We start from the raw sequence: 23,721 nt of genomic DNA on the forward strand, positions 1-23,721 counted from the left end.
AGCACAACTTCAAGGAGAAAGCAAGAAGGGTATGTATTATGAATAATCTTAAAACAATAGATTTTTTAGCTGAGAATAAAGAGCTATGTAAGAAAGATCTTATATCACTAATTGCGACTTTTGATGAGGATGATAGAAAATATGCTGCTCAAAAAGCAGTAGAAGTTTCAAAAAATATATTTGATAATAAGATTTTTTTAAGAGGACTTATAGAAATTACCAATTTCTGTAATAAAAATTGTTTTTATTGTGGCATAAGAAGAGAGAACCAAAGGGCAGAGCGCTATCGCCTCTCAGTTGAAGATATTATCAAGTGTTGTGAGCTAGGATATAAACAGGGACTTCGTACTTTTGTTCTGCAGGGAGGTGAAGACGCATTTTTTTCAGATGAGTTAGTAGTGCAGATAATTAGAAAAATAAAAACACGCTTTTCTGATTGTGCAGTAACCTTATCATTAGGAGAAAAAAGCAAGGAATCGTATAAAAAATTATTTAACGCCGGAGCGGATAGATACCTTTTAAGGCACGAAAGCATTTCGTCTAGTCACTATAAAAAACTTCACCCAAAAGAGTTCAGCATACAGAGCAGAACACGCTGTCTTTATGATCTAAAAGAGATTGGTTACCAAACCGGTTGTGGTTTTATGGTTGGCTCTCCATATCAGACAAATGAGAATATAGTTGCTGATCTATTATTTATAAAAAAGTTTTCTCCGGCTATGATTGGTATCGGTCCGTTTATACCGCATAAGGATACGCCATTTCATTCTCAAAAAGCAGGAAGTGCAAAATTAACTTTATTTTTACTCAGTCTCATAAGATTAATGTTGCCGGATGTCTTGCTGCCCACAACGACGGCCTTAAGTACATTAGATGATTATGGTATAGAGCTGGGAGTTCTATCAGGGGCTAATGTGGTAATGCCTAATTTAACACCTTATAAAGCAAGAAAAAACTATCTTCTATATGATAATAAAAAGGGTACAACAAACGAAAATGACGAGAACGCAATATTAATAATAGAGAAATTAAAGAGAATAGGATATACAGTCCCTGTGGATCGCGGGGATTATATCAAACGATAAAATTCTAGTTTTTTCGTGATTCTGATACATTGAAATATTTGAATAGAATAAATTATAAATGAACGGAGGCTGGTGTTTTTCTGCCTCCGTTTATATTTTTTGTATTAATCTGGTTCTCGTGAAATCTCTGCAAGAGCCTTGTATTTAAAATAACAGGCGATTGGTCTTACGCTCATTTTGCTCAAGTTTTATATTTTATAAGATTATATTATGTGCATTTTTTACTATATTCACCACAAACTCTGCACATTGATTGATTCCAACCACTCCTGTATTTAGTGAGATGTGATAATTTTGTGCTAAACCCCACTGTTTGCCAGTATAGTATTTGTAGTATACGGAACGTTTTTTATCTTTTTCTTCTAAACGCTGGAATGGAGAATGTTTTGTTTCTCCATATAACTGAGTAATTCTCTTGGCTCGGAAAGCCATATCTGCGTGGAAAAAAGTATGTAAACAGTCTTTCCTTTCCTTTAGTATAAAATCAGCACAACGACCAACAATTACACAGCTTTCTCTTTGCGCTAAATCGGAGATTATGTTATTTTGAATAACAAACAGTTGGTCAGATAATGAAGGACTAGAACTATCCTTACAATTTGAAATATTGAAGAAAAACTCATTTGTAGTACAAGCGTACTCACCTGACTCTTGAATGAACTCTTCCGCAAGACCACTTTCTTTTGCAATTTTAGTCACAAGTTCTCCATCATAATAATTTATACCAAGACTGTTTGCAATCATTCTAGCTATTGTGCGTCCTCCGCTTCCAAACTCGCGACTGACGGTAATCACTCGAATATTCATTTAAAAACCTCCAATTCTACGTATAATAAATAACCCAAATAAAGCCGTCTATTTTTGTTTTCATTTGAGATGTATGCGACTGTCTATTTAAAGCATTTCTGCGATATAAGGCGTGATAGGTTTTTGTATTTGTCAAAAATATTTTAAATTATTCTTAATAAGAAGGAGCATATTCGTAAAAAAACACACTACATCACACGTCTATCACGCTAAAGCCATAGTACAAGGATATCATGCGAGAGCTTATAAAGCAAATGAATACTGCCTTTGAATGAGCTTGCTGTAGTTAGAATATAAAAGCCGGATTCGTTTTATTTATAAAAATTAGAGACAGTTTCGGCTGTCTCTAATTTTGAAATGACACTTATAAATGAGTACTTAATAGCTGTTATTTATTTGGAATTTTATATCCAAAATGTGCTTAGTTTGCGTCTAAAGTAAGTCCTAAATTGCCGGCTGCGGTTTCTGCTATTATATCGTTTGCGATAATAGCTTCTCCTACAACTCCATCAAGAGAATCTAACATTTTTCCGTTTGAAATAAGGGGGAAGTGTCCTCCATTACAAGCAAGGACTGAGTATTTTGGATTAGTGCCTTCATCATGATAGGAGAAAATTAAATCTCTGACGCCCTTAGTAATATTATTGCTTATTATTATTGGAGTAGAAACAAGAGTGAATTCTTGTCTAACTTCAAGCTCTCCATCATTTTCAAAAACCCAAAGGGCTTTGTTTCTATTAGTACCACTTGTAAAAGGGTTCATTATAACTACAAATATTTCTTTATTGCCGTCAGAGTTTAAATCTACGAAATTATAGAAATATCTTGTTTTCTTATAATCTTCTTTTTGTATGTCATAGTAGTTTATTATAAGTTGTTGTAGACGTGGATGGGCTTTTGTTTCTGCTTTTAAACCAGTTATATTTTCTGGTAAATCCACTATATTAATTTCTTTATTCTTTGTAGCTGCCATCGCAATCACAGCAACTACCATAGTTATAAAGATGACTCCGAGTGCAAGTAAAGGAGCTGATCCCTTATATTTGTCTCTCATCTAATCTTCCAACTTTCTTATTTAATATTTTTTGCAGACAACAAAAACACTTCGATTAAACATAACACAAACATTAAAGGCTAATAGCATCTTCAATGTGGTTTGTCTATTAATGACAATATATACAAGTGTTGTAAACTCAAGTCAAATTTTACTATTTATCCCCTTTTTTGTAAACCTCATTAATAGTAGAGGCAGATTATAAGCAGTTAATTAGTGTCTGTTCGTAATATGTGCTTTTAGCTGATATTATAGAAACGGGATATTTTTGTTGTATGGTCATTGTTATATTTACTAAGAAGTATTGTCCTTGATACGCAAATTTAACGTTAAAATGATGTTCATTACAACAGATCTTTTATAAAATTAATTGAATTGCAGAATTGCAAAATTCATTATATTAAGTCTTTATTAGGAATTTTAAATGTCTACGAAAAAACAAATTTTCTTGCAAATAAGAGTATAAAAAGCTAAACTTCTTTAAGTTAGAGGATGTGTGATGATGTGTAACAAAGGAGAGAGTAATATGTCGGAAAATATATATAAAAGATCTTTAGATTTGCATAAGAAGCTTAAGGGAAAGTTGAGTGTATCTTGTAGGAAAACTGTAGATACAATGGAGGATTTGGCTCTTGTATATACTCCCGGAGTGGCAGAGCCTTGTAGGGCAATTAAAGAAAACCCCGAATTATTGTGGGATGTAACGATAAAGAATAACCTCGTAGCTGTGATAACAGACGGAACCGCTGTACTAGGACTAGGAGACATTGGAGCTGCTGCAGGTATGCCGGTTATGGAAGGCAAAAGTTGTTTGTTTAAAAGATTCGCAGGCATAGATTCTATTCCACTTGCTGTAACAACAACAGACGTTGATGAATTCGTTAATATAGTCTCCAAAATATCGACATCTTTTGGGGGCATAAATTTAGAGGATATTTCTGCTCCTCGTTGTTTTGAAATTGAAAAAAAATTGAAAGAAAAAGTTGATATTCCAGTATTTCATGACGATCAGCATGGAACAGCTGTAATCTGCCTTGCCGCTTTACATAACGCATTGCGCTTAGTAGGGAAAAAAATTGGGGATGTTCGCATAATTATGGGTGGTGCTGGTGCAGCGGGTATTTGTATCGCAAAATACTTACTCTCTGCAGGAGCAAAGGATGTTATCGTTTGTAATAGAAAAGGAGCAATCTCATCAAGTGATATAGATGGGCTTAGGGACTCTCATGTAGAAGTTTCTAGAATAACAAATCCCTATAAGTTAACCGGAAGTGTAGCGGATGTTGTCAGAGGAGCAGACGTATTCATAGGTGTTTCTGTTCCGGGGATATTAACAAGTGAAATGGTTCAAACGATGAACCAAGATGCGATAGTGTTTGCGCTGGCAAATCCCATACCAGAAATTTTTCCCGAAGATGCAATTGCTGCAGGAGCTGCTGTGGTAGCTACAGGTCGTAGCGACTATCCAAACCAAGTAAATAACTGTCTCGGTTTCCCTGGAATTTTCAGAGGTGCACTCGATGTACGAGCAAGAGAAATTAACGAAGAAATGAAATTAGCGGCCTCTAGAGCTTTATCAGAGTTAATTAGCGATGAAGAGCTAACCAAAGACTATATAATCCCGAATGTGTTAGATGTCAGAGTAGTATCGGCAGTAGCGAATGCTGTTTCAAAAGCAGCAAGGGAAACTGGTGTGGCTCGGATTTAGAAAGGGAAAAGAAATGGAGAGCTTTGTTGATTCTTTAACAGCAGAAAGTATAATAAATAAATACGGATCGCCTGTATATGTTTACAATGAAAAGATTTTGCGAGAAAGATGCAGAGATCTTATAGGTGCATTTAGAGGGAAAATCCTCCCAAGCTATTCCGTCAAAGCGAACAATAATATATCGCTGCTAAAAATAATAAAAGAAGAGGGACTTAGGGCAGATGCTATGTCTCCCGGAGAAATTTTTTTGCTTGAACAGGCAGGATTTATTTCGGAAGAGATTTTCTATATAAGCAATAATGTTACACAAGAAGAAATGCAGTATGCAATAGATAAAGGGATATTGATAAGTGTAGACTCTCTCTCTCAACTTGAATTGTACGGACAGATAAACAGAGGTGGTAGAGTTGCCGTTCGATTTAATCCCGGAATTGGTGCGGGCCATAGCAAAAAAGTTATAACTGCAGGAGAAGGCACAAAGTTTGGCGTTCAGGCAGAATTTTGGGCAGAAGTGAAAGCGATAATAAAAAAACATCATCTGGACTTGGTCGGCGTAAACCAGCATATAGGTTCGTTGTTTCTTGAGCCCACTCTTTATATTCAAGCGGCTGAGAACTTATTAAATTTGGTGAGGGAACACTTCCCAGGATTAAATTTTATTGATTTTGGTGGAGGGTTCGGGGTTCCTTACAAAGCAACTGAAAGTAGATTTGATTTCGATGAATTTAGTAAGTTGTTTCTACCAATTTTGGATAAGTTTATTGAGACCTATGATAATAAGTGCGTTCAATTTAAATGTGAGCCGGGACGCTATATAGTAGCTGAATGTTGTTCTATCTTAGGAAGAGTTACAGCACTAAAGGATAACTATGGGCAAAACTATGTAGGAACAGATATAGGGTTTAATGTAATCATGAGGCCATTGCTTTACGATTCATATCATGAAATAAAAATCCATAGTGTAGGCAAGGGAGTAGTAAATCTTGAAGGGCCAGTACATGTGGTCGGGAATATATGCGAAAGCGGAGATATCTTAGCTCACAATAGAGATATTGGTCCTGTGAAGATTGGAGATATTATTGAAGTAATGACGGCGGGAGCATACGTATATTCCATGGCCTCAAACTATAATTGTCGCTTAAGGCCTCCTGAAATTTTGATAAGAGAAGATGGAAGTATTGTTAAGATAAGAGAGCGTGACACACTTGAGGGCTTATTGCAAAATTTTTCTGTCTGTTAGGATTGCAATAAAACAACAATAGTGAAACAAAGTGTTTTGTTACAAGAGTACGCTGTTTCACTATTTTACTTTATGGACGTTACTTTGCCATCTGTGCTTGTTACTATGATGCGATTCTCTGCTACAGCCGGTGCTGTGGTGATGTTGCCATCTAAAGGAGTGCTCCAGATGAATTTTCCGTTATCATCAAGACAGATTAGGCTGTTATCGTTTGTACCAAAGATTATGTTGCCGTTTATACCGGCAGGAGAAGAATATACAGCCTCATTTGCTTTATACTTCCACAAAACCTTGCCACTCTTCGCATCAAGAGCAGTGACCCACCCACCAATATTTCCAAATATAACTTTATTGTTTTGTATCAGCGGAGATGTTTCTATTTGAGCCTTTGAGTCATAGCTCCAAATTACGGCTTGATGTTTTATCTTAGCACAGTATAGTTTGCCGTCTTGACTTGTAAAGTAGAGCAACCCGTCGCTAATTGAGGGTGCGGATTTTATTTCACCACCTACGATGGCGCGCCACAAAAGCTTTCCAGATGTGCTGTCAATAGCAAAAAGTTTGCCTTCGTTATTTCCTATATAGACGACCCCGTTGGCAATTGATGGTGACCCCTGTACTGGACGTTCTGTTTTGAGTCTCCATTTTTGCCATCCAGTTTTAATGTTTACAGCATAAACAAAGCCATCATGAGAACCAAAATAGACAGTTTCATCGTCAACTGAAGGAGAAGAAGAAATGCTGTTATGAGTTGTAAATTGCCAAATCATCCTTCCTGTTTTTGCATCAAGGCAATACATTTTGCCATTATAGCTCCCAACAAACACTTTACCATCAAGAATAGAAGGGGAAGAGACGACCCAATTCTCCGCATAGAAACTCCAATTAAGATTTTTATTTTTAGCATCTAATGAATATATATATCCGTCGTCCGACCCAAATATTATCGCGTTTTCATATATAGCGGGAGAAGACTGAATTGAATGTGAGATTTTTAAGGACCAATCTTTTTCTCCTGATAATGTTACTTTACTGTTTGCATTTTTAGTCTCAATTGTTCCAGTTCTCAAGGGGTTTGCACGAAACATGGGCCACTCTGATGCAGTCGCTGGATTGGCTATGGTAAGTAAAACTAGACTAATAAGTTGCAGTAAAACTGTTTGAATCATTTTTTTCATGTTTGATCGGCCCCCTTTAATCATAATAGTAAATGAAATGTTTTTATTGTATGAAATAATATTCGCTCTTATTTCAATGCATATCATATAAAGTATGATTGCACTTAGTGCTATTTATCGGCTAAAATACAGAATGAAATTGAAGGAGTGACTAAAATGCCACTGAATAGAATTAGAAATTTTAGTATAATAGCACATGTTGACCATGGCAAATCAACTCTTGCAGATAGGCTCTTGGAAGAAACAAAAACCGTGCAAAAAAGAAACATGAAAGCTCAGCTGTTAGACATGCTGGAGCTTGAAAGAGAACGTGGAATAACAATAAAATCTGTCCCCGTTCGTATGAATTACAAAGCAAAAGATGGGGAAGAATACATATTGAACCTTATCGATACACCGGGCCATGCTGATTTCACTTATGAGGTCTCGCGTTCTCTTGCCGCATGTGAAGGAGCGGTTCTAGTTGTAGATGCGGCTCAAGGAGTACAAGCACAAACAGTTGCTAATAGTTATTTGGCGGCCGATTTAGATATAGAGTTGGTTCCGGTACTCAATAAAGTGGACCTACCAGCTGCGCAGCCCGACAGAGTAAAGCATGAAATAAAAGAAATAATTGGTATAGATGCGGAGGACGCAGTCTTGGTCAGCGCAAAAACAGGAGAGGGTATGCCTGATGTGCTTGAACGCATTATAAGAGATATGCCTGCGCCTGTAGGGGATGCTGACGCACCACTTCAAGCTCTTATTTTCGATTCAGTATATGATAATTATAAGGGTGTAATCTGTTATGTTCGTGTCAAAAATGGGGTGTTAAAAGCAAATAAAACAATTCGTTTTATGGCGACAGGTAGAGATTACGAACTTGATGAGGTTGGTGTATTTAGACCTGCAATGGAGCCGGTTGAAGAACTTGGTCCAGGAGAAGTTGGTTATATATCTGCAACCATAAAATCAATTGATGAGGCGCGTGTAGGAGATACTATAACAGATGCAACAAGACCATGTATAGAAGCATTACCGGGTTATAAAGAAGTAAAACCTGTTGTGTTTTGCGGTTACTATCCAGTAGAAAGAGAAAATACCAATCAGTTAAGAGAGGCTCTAGAAAAACTACAAATAAACGATTCATCTATAAGCTTCGAACCTGAAAATTCGGTAGCATTGGGCTTTGGATTCCGATGCGGATTTTTAGGTTTACTACACATGGAGATTTCAAAAGAAAGATTAAACAGAGAATTTGATGTAGATTTAGTAGCAACAGCTCCCAATGTTGTTTATCAAGTTGTGTTGACCAATGGAGATATTATTGAAGCACACAGACCATCTGATTTTCCTGACCCTGCTAAAATAGCTGAAACACGAGAACCTTACATAAAACTTTCCATATTTATACCAGACGAATTTGTTGGTCCAACAATGTCTCTTTGTCAGGAGAAACGTGGCAATTATGTTGCGATGGACTATCTTGCGCCGGAAAGAGTACGGCTTACTTATAATATGCCTCTTGCCGAGTTTATTCTCGATTTTCATGATAGGTTAAAATCTTGCACAAGAGGGTATGCTTCTCTCGATTATGAACATATGGGGTTTAAAGCAGACGACCTTGTTAAAGTGGATATTTTGTTACAGAATGAACCGGTTGATGCGTTCTCTTTTATTTGCCATGCAGAACAGGCTTACCAAAGAGGTCATTCCGTAGTGGGAAAACTAAAAGAACTTATTCCTAGACAACTTTTCGAGATTCCAGTACAAGCCGCAATTGGACAAAAAGTGATAGTACGAATGAACATAAAGGCAGTCCGTAAGGACGTTTTAGCAAAGTGCTATGGCGGTGATATAACCAGAAAGAATAAACTACTGGAAAAGCAGAAAAAAGGGAAGAAGCGAATGAAGCAGGTCGGGAAAGTAGCTATCCCGCAAGAAGCTTTTTATGCTTTTATGAATGTGACAAAAGCCGAAGACAAATAATGTTGAATCCTTTCGTTCCGCGACTTAGAAATATATCTCTTTACCTACATATTCCATTTTGCGAGAACAAGTGTCCCTACTGTGCTTTTGATAGTTTTACTCCTAATGAGGGTGACGTAGATTTATATTTAGAATTAATAGAAAAAGAAGTAGAGTGGTGGAGCCGTCGTTTAGGACGTGTAACTTTTTCCACGTGTTACATAGGTGGAGGAACGCCTACAACGTTAACAGGTCCACAGTGGTTGAGACTAACGCAAATTTTAGATAAGTATTTTGACTTTAAATCCAAAGCTGAAATTACTGTAGAGGCTAATCCTAATTCACTAAAAACGGAACACTTGCTCCATTGGCGTGACTGGCGTGTAAATAGGATTAGCTTGGGGGTACAAAGCTTTGACGATGCTGAACTTATACAACTGGGCAGAATACATAATTCAGCCCAAGCTCATAATGCAATATCTGCTGCGTTGGCAGCTTCTTTTTCAGTTAGTATTGACTTGATGTTTGGACTGCCAAAGCAGACCTTTCAAAATTGGGGTAGAACGTTGAAAGAGTCAGTTGCAAGTGGCGTACAGCATCTTTCTCTTTATCAACTTTCCTTTGAACCCGGAAGTGCATGGGAGAATATGCCTAAAGAAACTCTTCCTGACGGCTATTGTCCTTATAGGTGGGCACAATGGTATTTACCTAGGAAAGGATATATGCAATATGAGGTCGCAAATTTTTCGAGAGCAGGTAGAGAAAGTAAACACAATATAAATTATTGGCGTGAAGGAGAATATCTTGGACTTGGATTGGGAGCTTCCGGTTATCTTTCCGGATGGAGATATAAAAATACCAGTGTTTTTAGGGAATATTCTGAGCTTTTGCGTTTGAAAAAAAGTGTGATTGTTTCAGGAGAGAGGCTTTCCTTAGATGCAAAATCGAAAGAAGCATTTATCCTTGCTTTGCGTATGTCCGAAGGGATTAATAGAAATGATTATAAAAACAAATATGGGGAGTTAAATGAACAAAATCTAATAAAAACGCTAAGAACTTTTCCAAACGATTTATATGAAATTACAAAAGGGAACATAGCTCTTACCGCTAAAGGAATGCGAGTGGCAAATATAATTTGGACAGATCTTATATAGTGATATGATGTAAAATACACGCTGCTTTTTGGGGGGAAAAATGTTTTGAAAGACGAAGTGAATAGCTTAATGAAAAGAATACCATCTATGGATAGACTGCTAGGGGCTGCATGGATTGTTAAATATGAGTCGGAGATAGGTCGCGAAGCAGTAAAAGCTCTTATTTCTGATGTATTAAACAGCTATAGAAACAAAATCAAAAATAATTCTAACGTAGCTTTTGATGAAGAAAGTGTAGCAAATGAAATAAGAACTCTGCTTGAATTAAAATCAAGCTTATCTCTAAAAAAAGTTATTAATGCTACGGGTGTTGTTTTGCATACGAACCTTGGAAGAGCTTTACTGGCTGAAAAAGCCGTCGAGGCCGTAAAAGAAGTAGCTACTTCATATAGCACGCTAGAATATTCGATACAGGAAGGGGCTCGAGGACAAAGGGGAGACCATGTCGAATGGTTGTTGTGCGAACTAACTGGAGCGGAAGCGGCCATAGTTGTTAATAATAATGCAGGTGCTGTCGTCCTAGCTTTAAGTGCTTTGGCTAAAAACAAAGAGACAATAGTTTCTAGAGGTGAACTTGTAGAAATCGGGGGATCTTTTCGCGTTCCGGATATAATGGCTTTTTCAGATACAAAGTTAGTTGAAGTTGGCACTACAAACAGAACACATCTAAAAGACTACGCTGCAGCAATAACAGAAGAAACCGCAATGCTTTTAAAAGTTCATCCATCAAATTATAGAATAGAGGGTTTTGCTTCCTCCGTGTCTAGAGAAGATCTTTCAATGCTTTCACAACAACATGGAATTATTTTTATGGAAGATGTTGGTAGTGGCATGCTTGTAGATTTAAAAGAGGCTGGATTAGATGGAGAACCAACCGTGCGTGATTGTTTAAAAGCAGGATGTGATATTGTAACATTTTCCGGAGATAAATTATTGGGAGGTCCACAAATAGGGGCGATAGTTGGTAAAGCTGAAGTTATAGATAGGTTAAGAACGAATCCTTTACTGAGGGCTTTACGCGTTGATAAAATGACTCTTGCTGCATTTGAGGGAACTCTGCGTCTATACCTAAAGGGTGATTATCTTTCAATTCCTACCCTAGCAATGATATTCAAAAAACCTAAAGAATTGAAAAAACAGGCAGAAAGTTTTAAGGATTCTTTAAAAAACTATTTTTTAAAGACAAAGCTGCGTTCCGTATCTATTGAAGTAACAAGCACAATAGATACGGTTGGGGGAGGAGCATTTCCTCTTTCGAGGTTAGAAGGCTATGCTGTGGCAATAAAATTACCTGAAATGGGAAGTGCAGGCAAATTATCGGAATTGTTAAGAAATGCGACAATTCCAGTAATTACAGGAGCTTACGAAGGTAAGATACTTTTTCATATGCGCACTCTGCAAATAGGCGACGAAAACAATATTATAAAGGCGTTTGACAGCTTTTTGAATACGAATCAGCCTTCAGAGGAATAACAGTGGAAAAGTTAGAAATTCCTTTTGTTTTGGGAACAGCAGGACATATAGATCATGGAAAAACAACCCTAGTTAAAGCTATCTCAGGTGTAGATTGCGACAGGCTCTCTGCAGAAAAGAAGCGTGGAATAACGATAGAGTTGGGATTTGCGCCTTTTATTCTGCCCTCAGGGAAAATAATAAGTATAGTGGATGTCCCGGGACATGAAAAATTCATCAGACAAATGGTGGCTGGAGCAATTGGATTGGATGCCGTAATGCTAGTAGTAGCGGCTGATGATGGAGTTATGTCTCAAACTCGCGAACATCTTGAGATCTTATCCTTGCTTGGCATAAAAAAGGGTCTTGTTGCTATTACTAAAATTGACCAGGCAGAAAAGAATTTTGTCGAAATAGTAAAAGAAGAAATACTAGAGCTAACAATTGGTACTTTCCTAGAGAATGCACCCATAATACCTGTATCCTCTTTTACCAAAGAGGGGTTAGACAGTTTAAAGCTAGCATTAGAAAAATTAGTAGAGAGTAGCGAATACAAAATAGATAAAGGGCGTTTTTTCCTCCCAGTAGATAGGGTCTTTCACATGTCTGGATTTGGAACAGTAATAACCGGAACAGTGCTAAAAGGTGCAGTGGAAGAAGCTAGTCATGTAGAGATATTACCATCAAAATTAGATGCCAAAGTTCGAACAATACAAGTACATGAATTGCCTACAAACAAGGCTGTCGCAGGACAGCGAGTAGCGATGAATCTTTCAAATATATCTCTAGACGATATAAAACCGGGAGATGTTGTGGCATCGAGAGGGCACTTTATGTCCACAAAATGTTTAAATGTAGAGGTTTCGGTTTTACGTTCTGCGGGGAATGCTTTGAAACATTGGGAAAGATTACATTTACATATTGGAACATCAGATATTGTTGTGCGTCTTTCACTTCTAGACAAGGAAAAAATATTACCGGGTGATAAGGCAATAGCACAACTAATATTAGAGAAGCCCGTGGCAGTTTTTCTTGACATGCCTTTTATTCTTAGAAAATACAGCCCTATGTCCACTGTTGCGGGGGGTATAGTTCTGACTCCGCTAGGGAAACGACCGAAAAATAAAAAAACTAAAATCAGTCTAACAAAATATTTAAACGCAATATCAGAAAATATAAGTTTAAACGATAAGCTTAAAGAATTAATTGAATATAAAGAAATAATAGGTATGAGCGAGCTGTCATCGCTTCTAGAAAAAGAACCGCTTGAGCTCCGCGGTCCTCTTTCTGCACTAGAGATGAAAAACGAAATAGGCGTTGTAAAAACACTAGAAACGATATTAATTTCAAAACCTAAAATAGAAGAACTAACTAAAAAAATACAAACAAAATTGGCGTTGTTTCACAAGGGAAACCCCGAACTTCAGGGTATGACTCTTGAAAATGCTGCTAATTCTATAGGAGTAAATGAAGTTCGTTTTGCAAAGGAACTTATGCTTTTATTTATGAAAATGCAATATATAATTTATGAAAACGACAGGATACGACTCAAAGAATTTGAACCCTTTGATGAATCTAATTTTATATCTGAGGTTTCTAGAGTAAAAAAGAAAATGTTATCCTCGGAATATACATTTCTTACAAAAGAAGAGTTATCACAGTCATTGTCGATTAATGAAAAAGAAATAAACAGAATCGTTTCATATTTAAAAGAAAAGAGGGAGATTTATCATATAGGACAAGGTTTTTTAGTCCCCCAAGAAATTCTTTTAAATTTTAACGCAAAAATACAAACTCTTGGCGGAGATTTAACACTTGCAAATATAAGAGACGTAACAAAGAGTAGTCGGAAATATATACTACCTTTGTTAGAATATTTTGATAGTATCGGAATAACGCGTCGCATAGAGAATAAGAGAATTATTGTGAAAAAGGTAAATGATTTTCAGTAATTCTGGGAAAATGTAATCATTGTATTTAGATTGAAATAGCAAGAAAAAATAGACACTCCCTTGATTTTATTGAATTTATACGTTATAATGTGAAAAGAATTGACGTATCTGAATGTTAAGGTGGTGTCACAATGCATACAATCGATACAATACGTGAACTTGTACGTCAACAACAGGGCTCAAGGATATTTTACCGTGCAGCAAATGGAAGACGTAAAAAAGAAGAAAGAACAGGCGTAATAAAAGAAATTTATCCAAGTCTTTTCACTGTTTATATTGAATCTCAAAAAAGTACGGTATCTTTTAGCTATGCTGATGTACTTACAAGAGAAGTTGATGTGCAATTAGAATCAACAGGAGAATCTTTGCTGTAATTGATAACGTTATAGTTGGCCCCGGCATCTGCCGGGGCTTATTTTTTACTTAGCAAGTATAATGAAAACAATTTAAGAACTTAGGGCTAGAGGAGTATACAGAAATGAGGCAAAGTGTATTTTGTCCGATAAAATTTAACCTAACATTAAGAGTATTAGCTAAAAAAGATGATGGATATCATGAAATATGTTCGCTTTTTTGGAAGAAAAAAGGGCTAGACAGGTTGACAATTACTGATATAAGCGATGACAATGTGTGTGATAAATTAACCATAAAAGGGTTTACAATAAATAATACAAATATTTTAATGAAAACAATCTTCTGGGCCAGATCGTTGGGATGTAAAATTCCTCCATTACAATTAGAATTGGAAAAAAACATGCCGATAGGAAGCGGAATAGGTGGAGGAAGCGGTAATGCAGCGGCATTGATTTTGCTTCTCAAGAAATATTACGGATTAAAAACAAGTAATATCGAAATTTCAAAACTAGGGTCTGATATTCCTTTTCTGTGCGGAGAAAGTGATATGGCCGAAGTTAGAGGAATAGGAGAAAAAATAGAAGATATTAACCATGACCTTGATTTTGTATCACTATTGGTATTTCCTAAATGGGAGATTTCAACAGTAGAAGCATATTCAAAAGTTGATACTTATTGGCAAGGGAATTTCTCTGATAAAATTAAGGCAAATCAGGAAGTATCCACCATTTTAGGTCGTTTAAAACGTGGAGAAAAAATTGGGCTGCTACCTAATGATTTCTTTGAACCCATTTTAGAAGAACATCAAGAGTATGACCGAGCACAAAAAATTGCGGAAGACTCAGATGCGTTAGCTTGGGGGCTTAGCGGGAGCGGAAGCGCTTTTTTCGCTCTCTACAAAAACTTACATAAAACAAAGCTTGCACAGAATAAATTTAAGAATGAATATTGGGTCAAACAAATAAACATATTGGAGTGATTATGATGAGAGGTCAAAGAACAGAGAGACTAGTAAGGCTTGCCTCTAAATTCATGCTTTGTCCTTCTAAGCTTGTTTCACTAACACAGCTTGCAAATGAATTTAACGTCTCTAAGACTGTAATCAGTGATGATGTAGAGGTTATTAACTCTGCGATGAATGCAGAAGGTTTTGGCCAGATGCAAGTAGAGAGAGGTCGCAGCGGTGGAGCAAGGTTTATACCTCTATGTACAAAAGAGTATAAGACTGAGATATTAAGTGAAATGGCGAAAGAACTTACAAATCCTGATAGAAATTTACCGGGAGGGCTAATTTATTATAGTGATATGATTTTTAATCCTGAAAGAGCTCTTCCACTTGGATACGCAATGGAATCAATGTTTGTAGACAGAGCCCCTGATGTAGTAATGACATCTGAAGTAAAAGGTATACCAATAGCCATGTTCGCAGCATACGCACTTGGAGTCCCATTAGCAGTTTGTCGATTCAGAAATAGACCGAGTGACGGTGCTGCAGTTGCGGTTCACTATCCCACTGGGAATGGCGATGTGAGAACCATGTACATGGGGACAAGATTACTAACTACAGGTAGCCGAGTCCTAATTGTAGATGATTTTATGCGTGGTGGCAGTACAGCGGCCGGGATGTTGCTCATGGCAAAGCAATTTCGTGCAGAAGTGGTAGGAGTAGGCGTTTTTATTGCTTCACAAGAGCCAAAGAAAAAAGCTGTTCCTGAGTATTATTCATTGTTAACCTTGAAACAAGATAATGACAATGCAAGCTTGACAGTTACAGACAATAAGTTTAAAAAATAGGAAATAAGTTGACGTAATAGAAATTTTAGCGTAAAATTCTTCGCTGTAAGGACGGTAGGTTACTGATGATAATAAGAATTAACTTAAACGATTGTATAGGTTGTGGGGTCTGTTCTCACGTTTGTCCGGAGAATTTTGCTTTAGATGATGAAAAGGGACTCGCCTATGTTATCTCTCAGGACTACACTCCTTTAGTAAAAGAAGCAATTGACAGTTGTCCTGTCTCTGCGATAGCGTATAGTTAAAATACGGGCCTATAGCTCAATTGGCAGAGCTCCCGGCTCATAACCGGATGGTTTCAGGTTCAAGTCCTGGTGGGCCCACCACTAAAATGTAAAACCCGGCATAGCCGGGTTTTTTTATTTCATATTTTCGATAATTGTTGAAGCTGCTTTAATTAATTCGGCTTCCGTTGCATTTTTTGTTTCAAGGGTCAATGTTGATTTTAAATTAAGTTTGGTTACGATGCTAATTCCTGTCAAGGGATGATAGTTTACGGCTGCAGTATATACGGTGTAGTTTGTTTTGTGTGTGTTATTTGGAAATTGTTTTACATACAGTTTAACTATTTTGTAAGTAGCGCCACTGCCTATGGGACCATCGCTTGTAACAGCTGTAATCTCCTCATTGATGTCCCAACTCTTTACTCCGTTGCCATCGATTCTAGTCGCGTAAAATATTTTTCCGTCTGGATTTTTATATTCTCTTTCCAGCCAAATCCCCTTATTGCCAGAAACGGCCTCAAGTTTTGAAATACGCAAATCTTCATTTTTCCATCCTTCTATTTTGGGTAGCAGACCTTCTTCTTGAATGTTTGCAATTGCGGAAAGAGGAAATATGCAAAGCAATAATACTATGAAAATTAAATTAAAATAAAATTTTACTTTCGGCACCTCCCCTTATGTCAAAAAAAATGCAATGAGTTTATTATACCCTTAGTAGCTTCAGTGGTAAATTTTACAGTAAACACATATAATATTTTAATTACAAGAAAAGGAGATACTACTTTGTCAAGATTTGCTATTAGAGTTTTCGGCTGCCAAATGAACGATTACGATGCAGATCGTTTGCGCACAGCCATGATATATAAAAAATGGGTTGAGTGTCCTGAAGAAGAAGCTGATGTAATTATATTGGTTACTTGTAGTATCCGCGAAAAAGCTGAACATAAGGTGATAAGCACAATAGGGCGATATGACTTAAGGTTCAGAGCTAACGGCTCTCCTATCGTGATACTTGTGGGATGCATGGCCCAGAGGATAGGCGTTGATTTGGCAAAAAAATTTCGTTGTATAAAACTTGTCTCAGGGCCAAGGCATCTTGGACTTGTCCCTGATAAGATTGAGGATGTAATAAGAGCCGGAAAAACACGTTTTCTTATGGATAATGATCCTCGTGAGCTCATTGACCTTGAAATTGTGCCAAAAGAACGAATAAATCCTTATAAGGCATATGTAACAATTACATATGGCTGTGATAGGTTTTGCTCCTATTGTATCGTTCCATATGTAAGGGGTCGTTTACAGTCGCGTGAACATAAGAGTATTACAGAAGAAATAAGGGCCTTAATTGACATGGGAGTAACGGAGGTAACACTTTTAGGGCAAAATGTTGATGCGTATGGAAAAGACAGGGAAGGGTTATTCAGTTTCGCCTCACTATTAAAAGAGATATCTATGCTAAACGGTTTAAAACGCTTACGTTTTACTACATCACACCCCAAAGATTTTGATAAAGAGATATTGGATGTGATGCAAGACTCTTCCGTGATATGTCCTTCAATAAATCTTCCCATTCAATCTGGTAGCGATAAAATATTGAAAATGATGCATAGAGGATATACTGTAGAACAGTATTTAACTCTAGTGAAAAAAATAAGAGAGTCACTTGCAGAGGTTAGCCTTACAACAGATCTTATTGTTGGGTTCCCCGGAGAGACTGAAGACGATTTTAATGAGTCTTATAATATTCTTAAAGAGGTGCGCTACGATGTTGTACACACGGCGGCTTATTCTCCACGTGAAGGGACACTAGCTGCAAATATGAGTAATCATGTGGAAAAAGAAGTAAAAATTAGAAGATTGAATGAAATAAATAACGCACAAACTGTAATATCAAGAGAGTTAAATGAAGAATATGTCGGCGGAGAATATGAAATACTTCTCGATGGTATTGCACCAAGAGGAGAGGGATATCTCCAAGGAAGGACTATGACAGATAAAGTCGTAATTATAAAAGCGCCGGAAGATGAGATAGGTCAGTTCATCAGAGCTAAAATCACGAAAGCAAATAACTGGTCTCTTGAAGGAGAACGCATCTAAAATCGGAGGGGCATAATGCATAATTCAGAAAAGAACAAGAATGTATTAGTCATAACGAGCATAGTTTGTTTTTTGCTTGCGGCAGCATTGCTATACTCGTTTAAGGGACGTTTTGGTCAAGAAACGGAAGAAAAGATGTCTTCACGTACCATTACTATGGAGGACACGATAGATGTTACGAGTAATAATACTTCTGTGGTTAATCAATCTTCACGTGCATCGAAAATAGTTGTTGAATCTCCTGAAGAAGAAAAAATATGGGTTGTCTATTTGACTGGAGCTGTAAAAAATCCAGGCGTTTATCATGTTCCATTTGATTCTCGTGTGTATCAGGCACTAGAAGTAGCAGGAGGGTTTGCTAATGAGGCGAACAAAGAGGCGGTCAATCTCGCAGCTTCTTTGGGAGATGGAGTGCATATGCATTTTCCACGTAAGGGAGAGGTTTTAGATGGACAATCATCACCAACGCCTTCTACTCATACTAACATGGGGAATGTTGTACCGGGTGGTTACGGAAATGTCAACAAGTCTCTGATTAATGTCAATACTGCCACACAAAATGAGCTTGAGTCGTTACCTGGTGTCGGCCCCAAAACGGCTCAATCTATAATTGCTTACAGAGAAACGAAGGGTAGTTTTTCTAGGATAGAGGATTTAATGCTTATAAAAGGAATAGGAGCAAAAAAGTACGATGGATTAAAAGATTTTGTTACAGCCATCAAATAATCAAAGCCCTATAGCGACTGCACCAGCTTACGTTGTTTTATTAGTACTTTGCTGTGCTCTTTTTTTGAACAGTCGCAATTATTCAATCTTCTACGCTCTTTTTGCTTCAATTTTGTTTGGAGCTTCTTGGATGTTAGCAGGAGAGAAAAAAATGTCATCTGATAGAATTACAATGTTTATTTTTCTGTTAACACTTTCTTTTCTTTTTTCATTTTACTCTTTATTGCAAATAAACAAAAAAAATATATTGCCTTCTACTATTGAAACGACAGGCAAGGTGCTCATTAATCGACAGTGGGGCAAATCAAAGGCAATACTAATAAAAACCAAATGTGGCAAGTTGGTTGCTTATACACATGGTTCTTTAGCTCCTGAAGAAGGATCTAGAGTCGTAGTAAGAGGAGCTTTGTTTGACTTTAAAGGAGCCGGACAAAATAAGAAAAAATTTGACGAGAATCTTTTTTGGCGTTCTAAAGGTGCTATTAAAAAAATTGTAATCTTAGAACTTGCTGAAATTTCTCCTCCGTCTGGTGTTTATAGGTGGAGAAATTATTTAAGAGAAATTATCAAGGATAAACTCCCAACAAATTTAAGTGCATATATGCTCGCGCTCACAGTTGGAGAAAAAGATAAGGCTCTTTCTGAAATACACAGAAAAGTTGGAACATCTCATTTATTAGCGGTTTCAGGATTTCACATTGGTCTACTTGCATTAATTTCTACGTTATTTTTACGTAGAGGAAAGAAAAAAATCATTGGAACTACATTACTTATATGGGGAGCAGTTTTATTAACAGGTCTTCCGCCGGGAGCAGTAAGGGCAGCACTTATGTTACAGATATTTCTTATAGGATTATTATTGGGTAAACCGAAAAATGCGTTTAATAGCGTAGCCATAGCCGGGATATTGATGTTGCTTTTTAATCCGTGGTCATTTTATGACATAAGTTGGCGCCTTTCTATGCTTGCAACAATCTTTCTTTCGTCTGTTATAAACGTTAAGTGGTTTAATTTGTCTAGAATATGCATCCCGTCTATTTTAGTCTGGTTCGTTACGGCGCCTTTAGTATCAATTTCATTTCAAGAGGTGCCTTTAGCAGGAACTTTAATCAATATTATTGCAGTTCCGCTGTTCGCCATTTTATTTCCTATAATAATCCTGGTCTCAATTCCCTTGCTCATAGACCTTCCTTTTGCTAAAGTTTTGGCAGCACCTGCAGAATGTGTTTTAGAAGCATGGAATATATTCTCAAATATTTTCGCGAAAGTTTTTCCTTGGTCAATTATTTCTACATTGCCATTAATCTTTACCTCTGTTTTTATTATAGTTACGGCAACAGCATTTGCATCAGGAATGTCGCCCAAAAAAAGTTTATTTATTGGGGTGATACTTGCATCAACTTTTTTATTATTGATTTAGGTGTTATAAAATGGTCGAATCCTTGAAATATAAATAAATATAATTTGTTATATAATTAAGCTTTATGTTACTTATATGTTTTTTACTTATGGAGGTATTCCTATGTTACTCGTTCTCGACATTGGCAACACAAATACTGTAGCGGGTGTTTTTTCTGAGAAAAAATTAATAGAACAATGGCGTCTTACATCTAAAAAAAGGACAACGGATGAAGTAGGAATTATGATATTAGAATTATTGAACTCATCTTCAATAAGAAAAAAGGATATTACAGCCGCCATTTATGCAAGCGTAGTTCCTTCTCTTGATGAAATGTTCATTGAAGGAGTTAAACAATACATAGGTGTACCATGTATGAAGGTCAATGCATCTTTAAATACTGGGTTGAAAATAAATATGAAAAACCCGGCAGAGGTAGGAGCAGATAGAAAATTAAATTCGGTAGCAGGGATTGAAAAATATGGCTACCCTCTTGTTATAGTAGATTTAGGCACAGCCATAACTTTAGATATTATTTCGCAACAAGGCGAGTATATAGGTGGTATTATTTCTCCCGGTATGGAATTGGGAATGGAAGCTTTATTCTCACATACAGCCAAACTACCGCAGATAGTACTTAAAGCACCAGATAACTATATTGGCAAAAGCACGATAGAAGCTATACAATCTGGAATTGTGTATGGAACAGTAGGCATGGTCGATACATTAATAGAAGGGGTTTTTAAGGAGTTGGGAGCCCCATGCAAAGTTGTGGCCACAGGAGGGCATGCAGAAATATTGGCATTTCATTCTAAGATAGTAACGGAAGTCGATCCGTGGTTATCTCTTGAGGGAATGAGGATTATCTACGAAAGGAACAGTTAATCAAAGATGGTGACATTGTTTTGCAAGATAAAATAAATAAAAAGTTAATTGACAATCTTCCCAACAGATTTCCAAAGAAAATAGGAGGGGTAACAGTAGATAATCCGGTGTGGCTCGCTCCGCTGGCCGGAATAACGTTTGCGTCGCTTCGTAATTTCCATAAAAACTTAGGAGCCGGTTTGGTTCATACAGAAATGGTAAGTGCAGTAGGGCTTTATAGGGGAGGTCGCAAAACAAGGGAACTTTTGAATGGTATAGAAAGCGAACGTCCTGTCGTACTACAGCTTTTTGCATCTAATTCAGAAGAAATTATACGCGGTGCAGAAATAGCATTAAATATTAGAAAATTCGAAGCTATACAAATAAATATGGCTTGTCCAATGCCTAAAGTAACAAAAAAAGGGTGTGGCTCTAAGTTACTAGAAAACCCTTTAGAATCATATAAGATAATAAAAAGATTAAAGACATTAGGGATTCCTATCTGGTCAAAAATTAGAATAATTCCACAACAAAGAGAGATAACGACTATTGATTTTTGTGATAATCTCTTTTCAGCGGGAGCGGACTTTATTATTGTACATGGCAGAACAGCATCGCAAAGATATGAAGGACAAGCTTCATTGCAAGAAGTTGAAAAAGTTGCTCTGAAATTCCCCGGTTTTATTGGTGGAAGTGGAGATTGTTATACACCTGAGATTATGATGGATTATCTAAAAGCTGGTTGTACCGCAGTGCTTGCAGCAAGAGGTGCATTGCGTGATGTTTTTTTAATACCCAAAACATTAAAAATGCTTGGATATTGTGTTCAAGACTGCTTAACTAATCCTGATTTAGATGCGCAGGCAAAGCTTCTTCTTGAATTAGGGCGTAGCGTTTATAATACCGAAGGACAGGCATTGGCACTTATGATTTCACGCAGGATGCTTGCAGCATTGTTCAAAGGGTTTCAAGGAGCAACACAGATACGTAGAAGAGGTGCTCTTGCACGAACATGGAGTGAAATGGAAGAACTACTTTTAAACTGGGAGGAACTTTCTTCTGGACCCAAATTAGAATTTACAAAAGACAAGTTTCCGCACGGTGTTATAGGTGAGTTTTTATAAAAAAAGAACTATTTAAGTAGAAAGAGGACGTGGTTTTAATGTCAGAGAAAACAAAAAGTGAGTCTCAAGTAAAACAACAAAACATGTTGCCTGAAGAAGAGATATTTCGTCAGCGCAAAGATAAGTTGGCAAGATTGCGTGAAGAAACCGGGTACGACCCTTTTGAGCAAAATTATTGGGAAGTAAAGGATTCATTAAAATATATTAGAAGTAGTTATGATTCTCTAAAAGAAGAAGAATGGTCAGATGATATTTTAAAAACAGCAGGACGTGTAATGTTGCTTCGTCGTCATGGTAAGACTGCTTTTGCTTCTTTTGATGATGGCGAAAGCAAGATTCAGCTTTGTTTTCAATTTGACATGTTGGGAGAAGAAAAATACTCTTTTTTTAAAAAATGGGTAGATGCAGGGGACTTTCTTGGAATAGAGGGGGTTGCCTTTCGTACACAGCGTGGGGAGCTAACTTTGTCAGTTAAAGATTTTAGAATTCTATCTAAAGCACTTCGTCCTATGCCTGAGAAATGGCATGGTTTAAAGGATACTGAAATCCGCTACCGCCAACGTTATGCCGATTTACTTGCAAACCCGGAAGTACGTGATACGTTTCGAAAGAGGACGAAGATAGTCCAGACAATACGCAAGGTTTTGGATGAACACGATACACTTGAAGTTCATACGCCCATCCTTTCAACTATTGCTGGAGGAGCTAATGCACGTCCCTTTATCACGCACCACAATACGCTAGACATGGAGATGTTCCTAAGAATAGCACCGGAACTTTACTTAAAACGTTTGGTTGTTGGAATGATGGGAAGGGTCTACGAGATGGGACCACAGTTTCGTAATGAAGGTATGGGGATAAAGCATAACCCAGAATTTACCTCAATAGAGATATATTGGCCCTACTGCAATTACGAAAATATGATGGAGTTGGCTGAAGAAATATTTGTGAGATGCGCAGATGTACTTGGTGGTCGAATAATAAATTACCAAGACACAGAGATTGATTTAAACCCACCTTTCCGTAGAGTGTCTATGACGGAACTTGTAAAAGAATATACAGATTTGGATTTCTCAACAATAACTGATGAAGAAGCAAGAAAGCAAGCCGCTTTAAAGGGATTTGATGTTAAAGAACACAATACTCGTTATGATATTCTCCCGATGTTCTTTGAAACATTTGTAGAAGAGAAACTAATTCAACCAACATTTGTGACTGGCTATCCCACAGTAATTTCTCCTCTCGCAAAAAGAAATAAAGACAATATCAATCTCACTGATCGTTTTGAACTATTCGTAAATTCATGGGAGTTGGCAAATGCATTTAATGAGCTTAATGACCCTATTGATCAAAAAACAAGATTCGAAGATCAAGCTAAGAAAAAAGAAGAAGGAGAAGATGAGACTCATCCGTTTGACGAGGATTTTGTTAATGCACTTGAATACGGATTACCTCCAACAGCTGGAATGGGAATAGGTATAGATCGACTGGTTATGCTTTTAACTGACTCTAAGAGCATTAAAGATGTAATCCTATTTCCTACAATGAAGCCAAGGGAATAA

General features: G+C 37.0%; 21 protein-coding genes and 1 tRNA gene. 18 read left to right on the plus strand and 4 right to left on the minus strand.

The annotated features are described in order from the left end of the window. Nucleotides 1-38: 38 nt before the first annotated feature. Entirely contained in the window at nt 39-1,085 is a 1,047-nt protein-coding gene (hydE, locus tag GXZ13_00975; protein NLX74418.1) for a [FeFe] hydrogenase H-cluster radical SAM maturase HydE, read from the plus strand. 195 nt (nt 1,086-1,280) lie between these two features. On the opposite strand, the gene GXZ13_00980 is transcribed toward hydE, so the two are convergent. Continuing rightward, on the minus strand, nt 1,281-1,892 hold the full coding sequence (locus GXZ13_00980; protein NLX74419.1) for a cytidylate kinase-like family protein: 612 nt from the start codon (nt 1,890-1,892) through the stop codon (nt 1,281-1,283). Nucleotides 1,893-2,313: 421 nt separating this feature from the next. Further along, on the minus strand, nt 2,314-2,946 hold the full coding sequence (locus tag GXZ13_00985; GenBank protein NLX74420.1) for a hypothetical protein: 633 nt from the start codon (nt 2,944-2,946) through the stop codon (nt 2,314-2,316). 526 nt (nt 2,947-3,472) lie between these two features. On the opposite strand from GXZ13_00985, the gene GXZ13_00990 reads away from it, so the two are divergent. Together GXZ13_00990 and lysA are read left to right on the plus strand one after the other, a co-directional pair. Continuing rightward, nucleotides 3,473-4,654 (plus strand): NAD-dependent malic enzyme, encoded by a 1,182-nt coding sequence (locus GXZ13_00990; GenBank protein NLX74421.1) that lies wholly within the window; start codon nt 3,473-3,475, stop codon nt 4,652-4,654. A 13-nt stretch (nt 4,655-4,667) separates the two neighbouring features. Then, nucleotides 4,668-5,894, plus strand: a complete 1,227-nt coding sequence (gene lysA, locus GXZ13_00995) for a diaminopimelate decarboxylase (protein NLX74422.1) — start codon at nt 4,668-4,670, stop codon at nt 5,892-5,894. A gap of 65 nt (nt 5,895-5,959) precedes the next feature. Here lysA and GXZ13_01000 read toward each other — a convergent pair whose 3' ends face one another. Continuing rightward, complete coding sequence (locus GXZ13_01000; GenBank protein NLX74423.1) at nt 5,960-7,072, minus strand: PQQ-binding-like beta-propeller repeat protein; 1,113 nt, start codon at nt 7,070-7,072, stop codon at nt 5,960-5,962. A gap of 156 nt (nt 7,073-7,228) precedes the next feature. On the opposite strand from GXZ13_01000, the gene lepA reads away from it, so the two are divergent. From lepA to GXZ13_01045, 9 genes are all read left to right on the plus strand, one after another. Beyond that, nucleotides 7,229-9,040, plus strand: a complete 1,812-nt coding sequence (gene lepA, locus GXZ13_01005) for an elongation factor 4 (protein ID NLX74424.1) — start codon at nt 7,229-7,231, stop codon at nt 9,038-9,040. Then, nucleotides 9,040-10,173 (plus strand): radical SAM family heme chaperone HemW, encoded by a 1,134-nt coding sequence (gene hemW / locus GXZ13_01010; GenBank protein NLX74425.1) that lies wholly within the window; start codon nt 9,040-9,042, stop codon nt 10,171-10,173. The genes lepA and hemW overlap by 1 nt, the downstream gene beginning before the upstream one ends. A 69-nt stretch (nt 10,174-10,242) precedes the next feature. Then, nucleotides 10,243-11,646, plus strand: a complete 1,404-nt coding sequence (gene selA / locus GXZ13_01015) for an L-seryl-tRNA(Sec) selenium transferase (protein ID NLX74426.1) — start codon at nt 10,243-10,245, stop codon at nt 11,644-11,646. Nucleotides 11,647-11,648: 2 nt separating this feature from the next. Then, the gene (selB, locus tag GXZ13_01020; GenBank protein NLX74427.1) at nt 11,649-13,577 is read left to right on the plus strand and encodes a selenocysteine-specific translation elongation factor; all 1,929 of its coding nucleotides are present in this window, start codon (nt 11,649-11,651) and stop codon (nt 13,575-13,577) included. 131 nt (nt 13,578-13,708) lie between these two features. After that, complete coding sequence (locus GXZ13_01025; protein NLX74428.1) at nt 13,709-13,951, plus strand: hypothetical protein; 243 nt, start codon at nt 13,709-13,711, stop codon at nt 13,949-13,951. Nucleotides 13,952-14,055: 104 nt separating this feature from the next. Continuing rightward, nucleotides 14,056-14,910, plus strand: coding sequence for a hypothetical protein (locus GXZ13_01030; protein NLX74429.1), 855 nt, complete (start codon nt 14,056-14,058; stop codon nt 14,908-14,910). 5 nt (nt 14,911-14,915) lie between these two features. Then, nucleotides 14,916-15,725 carry a pur operon repressor gene (gene purR / locus GXZ13_01035; GenBank protein ID NLX74430.1) on the plus strand — a complete coding sequence of 270 codons (810 nt, stop codon included), beginning with the start codon at nt 14,916-14,918 and terminating at the stop codon, nt 15,723-15,725. A 65-nt stretch (nt 15,726-15,790) separates the two neighbouring features. Next, nucleotides 15,791-15,970 carry a ferredoxin gene (locus tag GXZ13_01040; protein NLX74431.1) on the plus strand — a complete coding sequence of 60 codons (180 nt, stop codon included), beginning with the start codon at nt 15,791-15,793 and terminating at the stop codon, nt 15,968-15,970. 5 nt (nt 15,971-15,975) lie between these two features. After that, nucleotides 15,976-16,051 (plus strand) — tRNA-Ile (locus GXZ13_01045). A gap of 33 nt (nt 16,052-16,084) precedes the next feature. Here the strand turns inward: GXZ13_01045 and GXZ13_01050 are convergent. After that, entirely contained in the window at nt 16,085-16,618 is a 534-nt protein-coding gene (locus GXZ13_01050) for a hypothetical protein (GenBank protein ID NLX74432.1), read from the minus strand. A 114-nt stretch (nt 16,619-16,732) separates the two neighbouring features. On the opposite strand from GXZ13_01050, the gene miaB reads away from it, so the two are divergent. The 6 genes from miaB (at nt 16,733) to lysS (ending at nt 23,721) form a co-directional block, all read left to right on the plus strand. Beyond that, nucleotides 16,733-18,046 carry a tRNA (N6-isopentenyl adenosine(37)-C2)-methylthiotransferase MiaB gene (gene miaB / locus GXZ13_01055; protein ID NLX74433.1) on the plus strand — a complete coding sequence of 438 codons (1,314 nt, stop codon included), beginning with the start codon at nt 16,733-16,735 and terminating at the stop codon, nt 18,044-18,046. A gap of 15 nt (nt 18,047-18,061) precedes the next feature. Next, nucleotides 18,062-18,772: a hypothetical protein gene (locus GXZ13_01060; GenBank protein ID NLX74434.1), complete on the plus strand. Its 711-nt coding sequence runs from the start codon at nt 18,062-18,064 to the stop codon at nt 18,770-18,772. A 151-nt stretch (nt 18,773-18,923) separates the two neighbouring features. Beyond that, on the plus strand, nt 18,924-20,192 hold the full coding sequence (locus GXZ13_01065) for a ComEC/Rec2 family competence protein (GenBank protein NLX74435.1): 1,269 nt from the start codon (nt 18,924-18,926) through the stop codon (nt 20,190-20,192). A gap of 102 nt (nt 20,193-20,294) precedes the next feature. Further along, a complete protein-coding gene (locus GXZ13_01070) occupies nt 20,295-21,056 on the plus strand; it encodes a type III pantothenate kinase (protein NLX74436.1) in 762 nt (253 codons plus the stop codon). Between the two features lie 20 nt (nt 21,057-21,076). After that, nucleotides 21,077-22,159, plus strand: coding sequence for a tRNA-dihydrouridine synthase family protein (locus GXZ13_01075; GenBank protein ID NLX74437.1), 1,083 nt, complete (start codon nt 21,077-21,079; stop codon nt 22,157-22,159). Between the two features lie 38 nt (nt 22,160-22,197). After that, nucleotides 22,198-23,721: a lysine--tRNA ligase gene (gene lysS, locus GXZ13_01080; protein NLX74438.1), complete on the plus strand. Its 1,524-nt coding sequence runs from the start codon at nt 22,198-22,200 to the stop codon at nt 23,719-23,721.

The organism is Synergistaceae bacterium (assembly GCA_012728235.1).
GTDB lineage: Bacteria > Synergistota > Synergistia > Synergistales > Synergistaceae > JAAYFL01.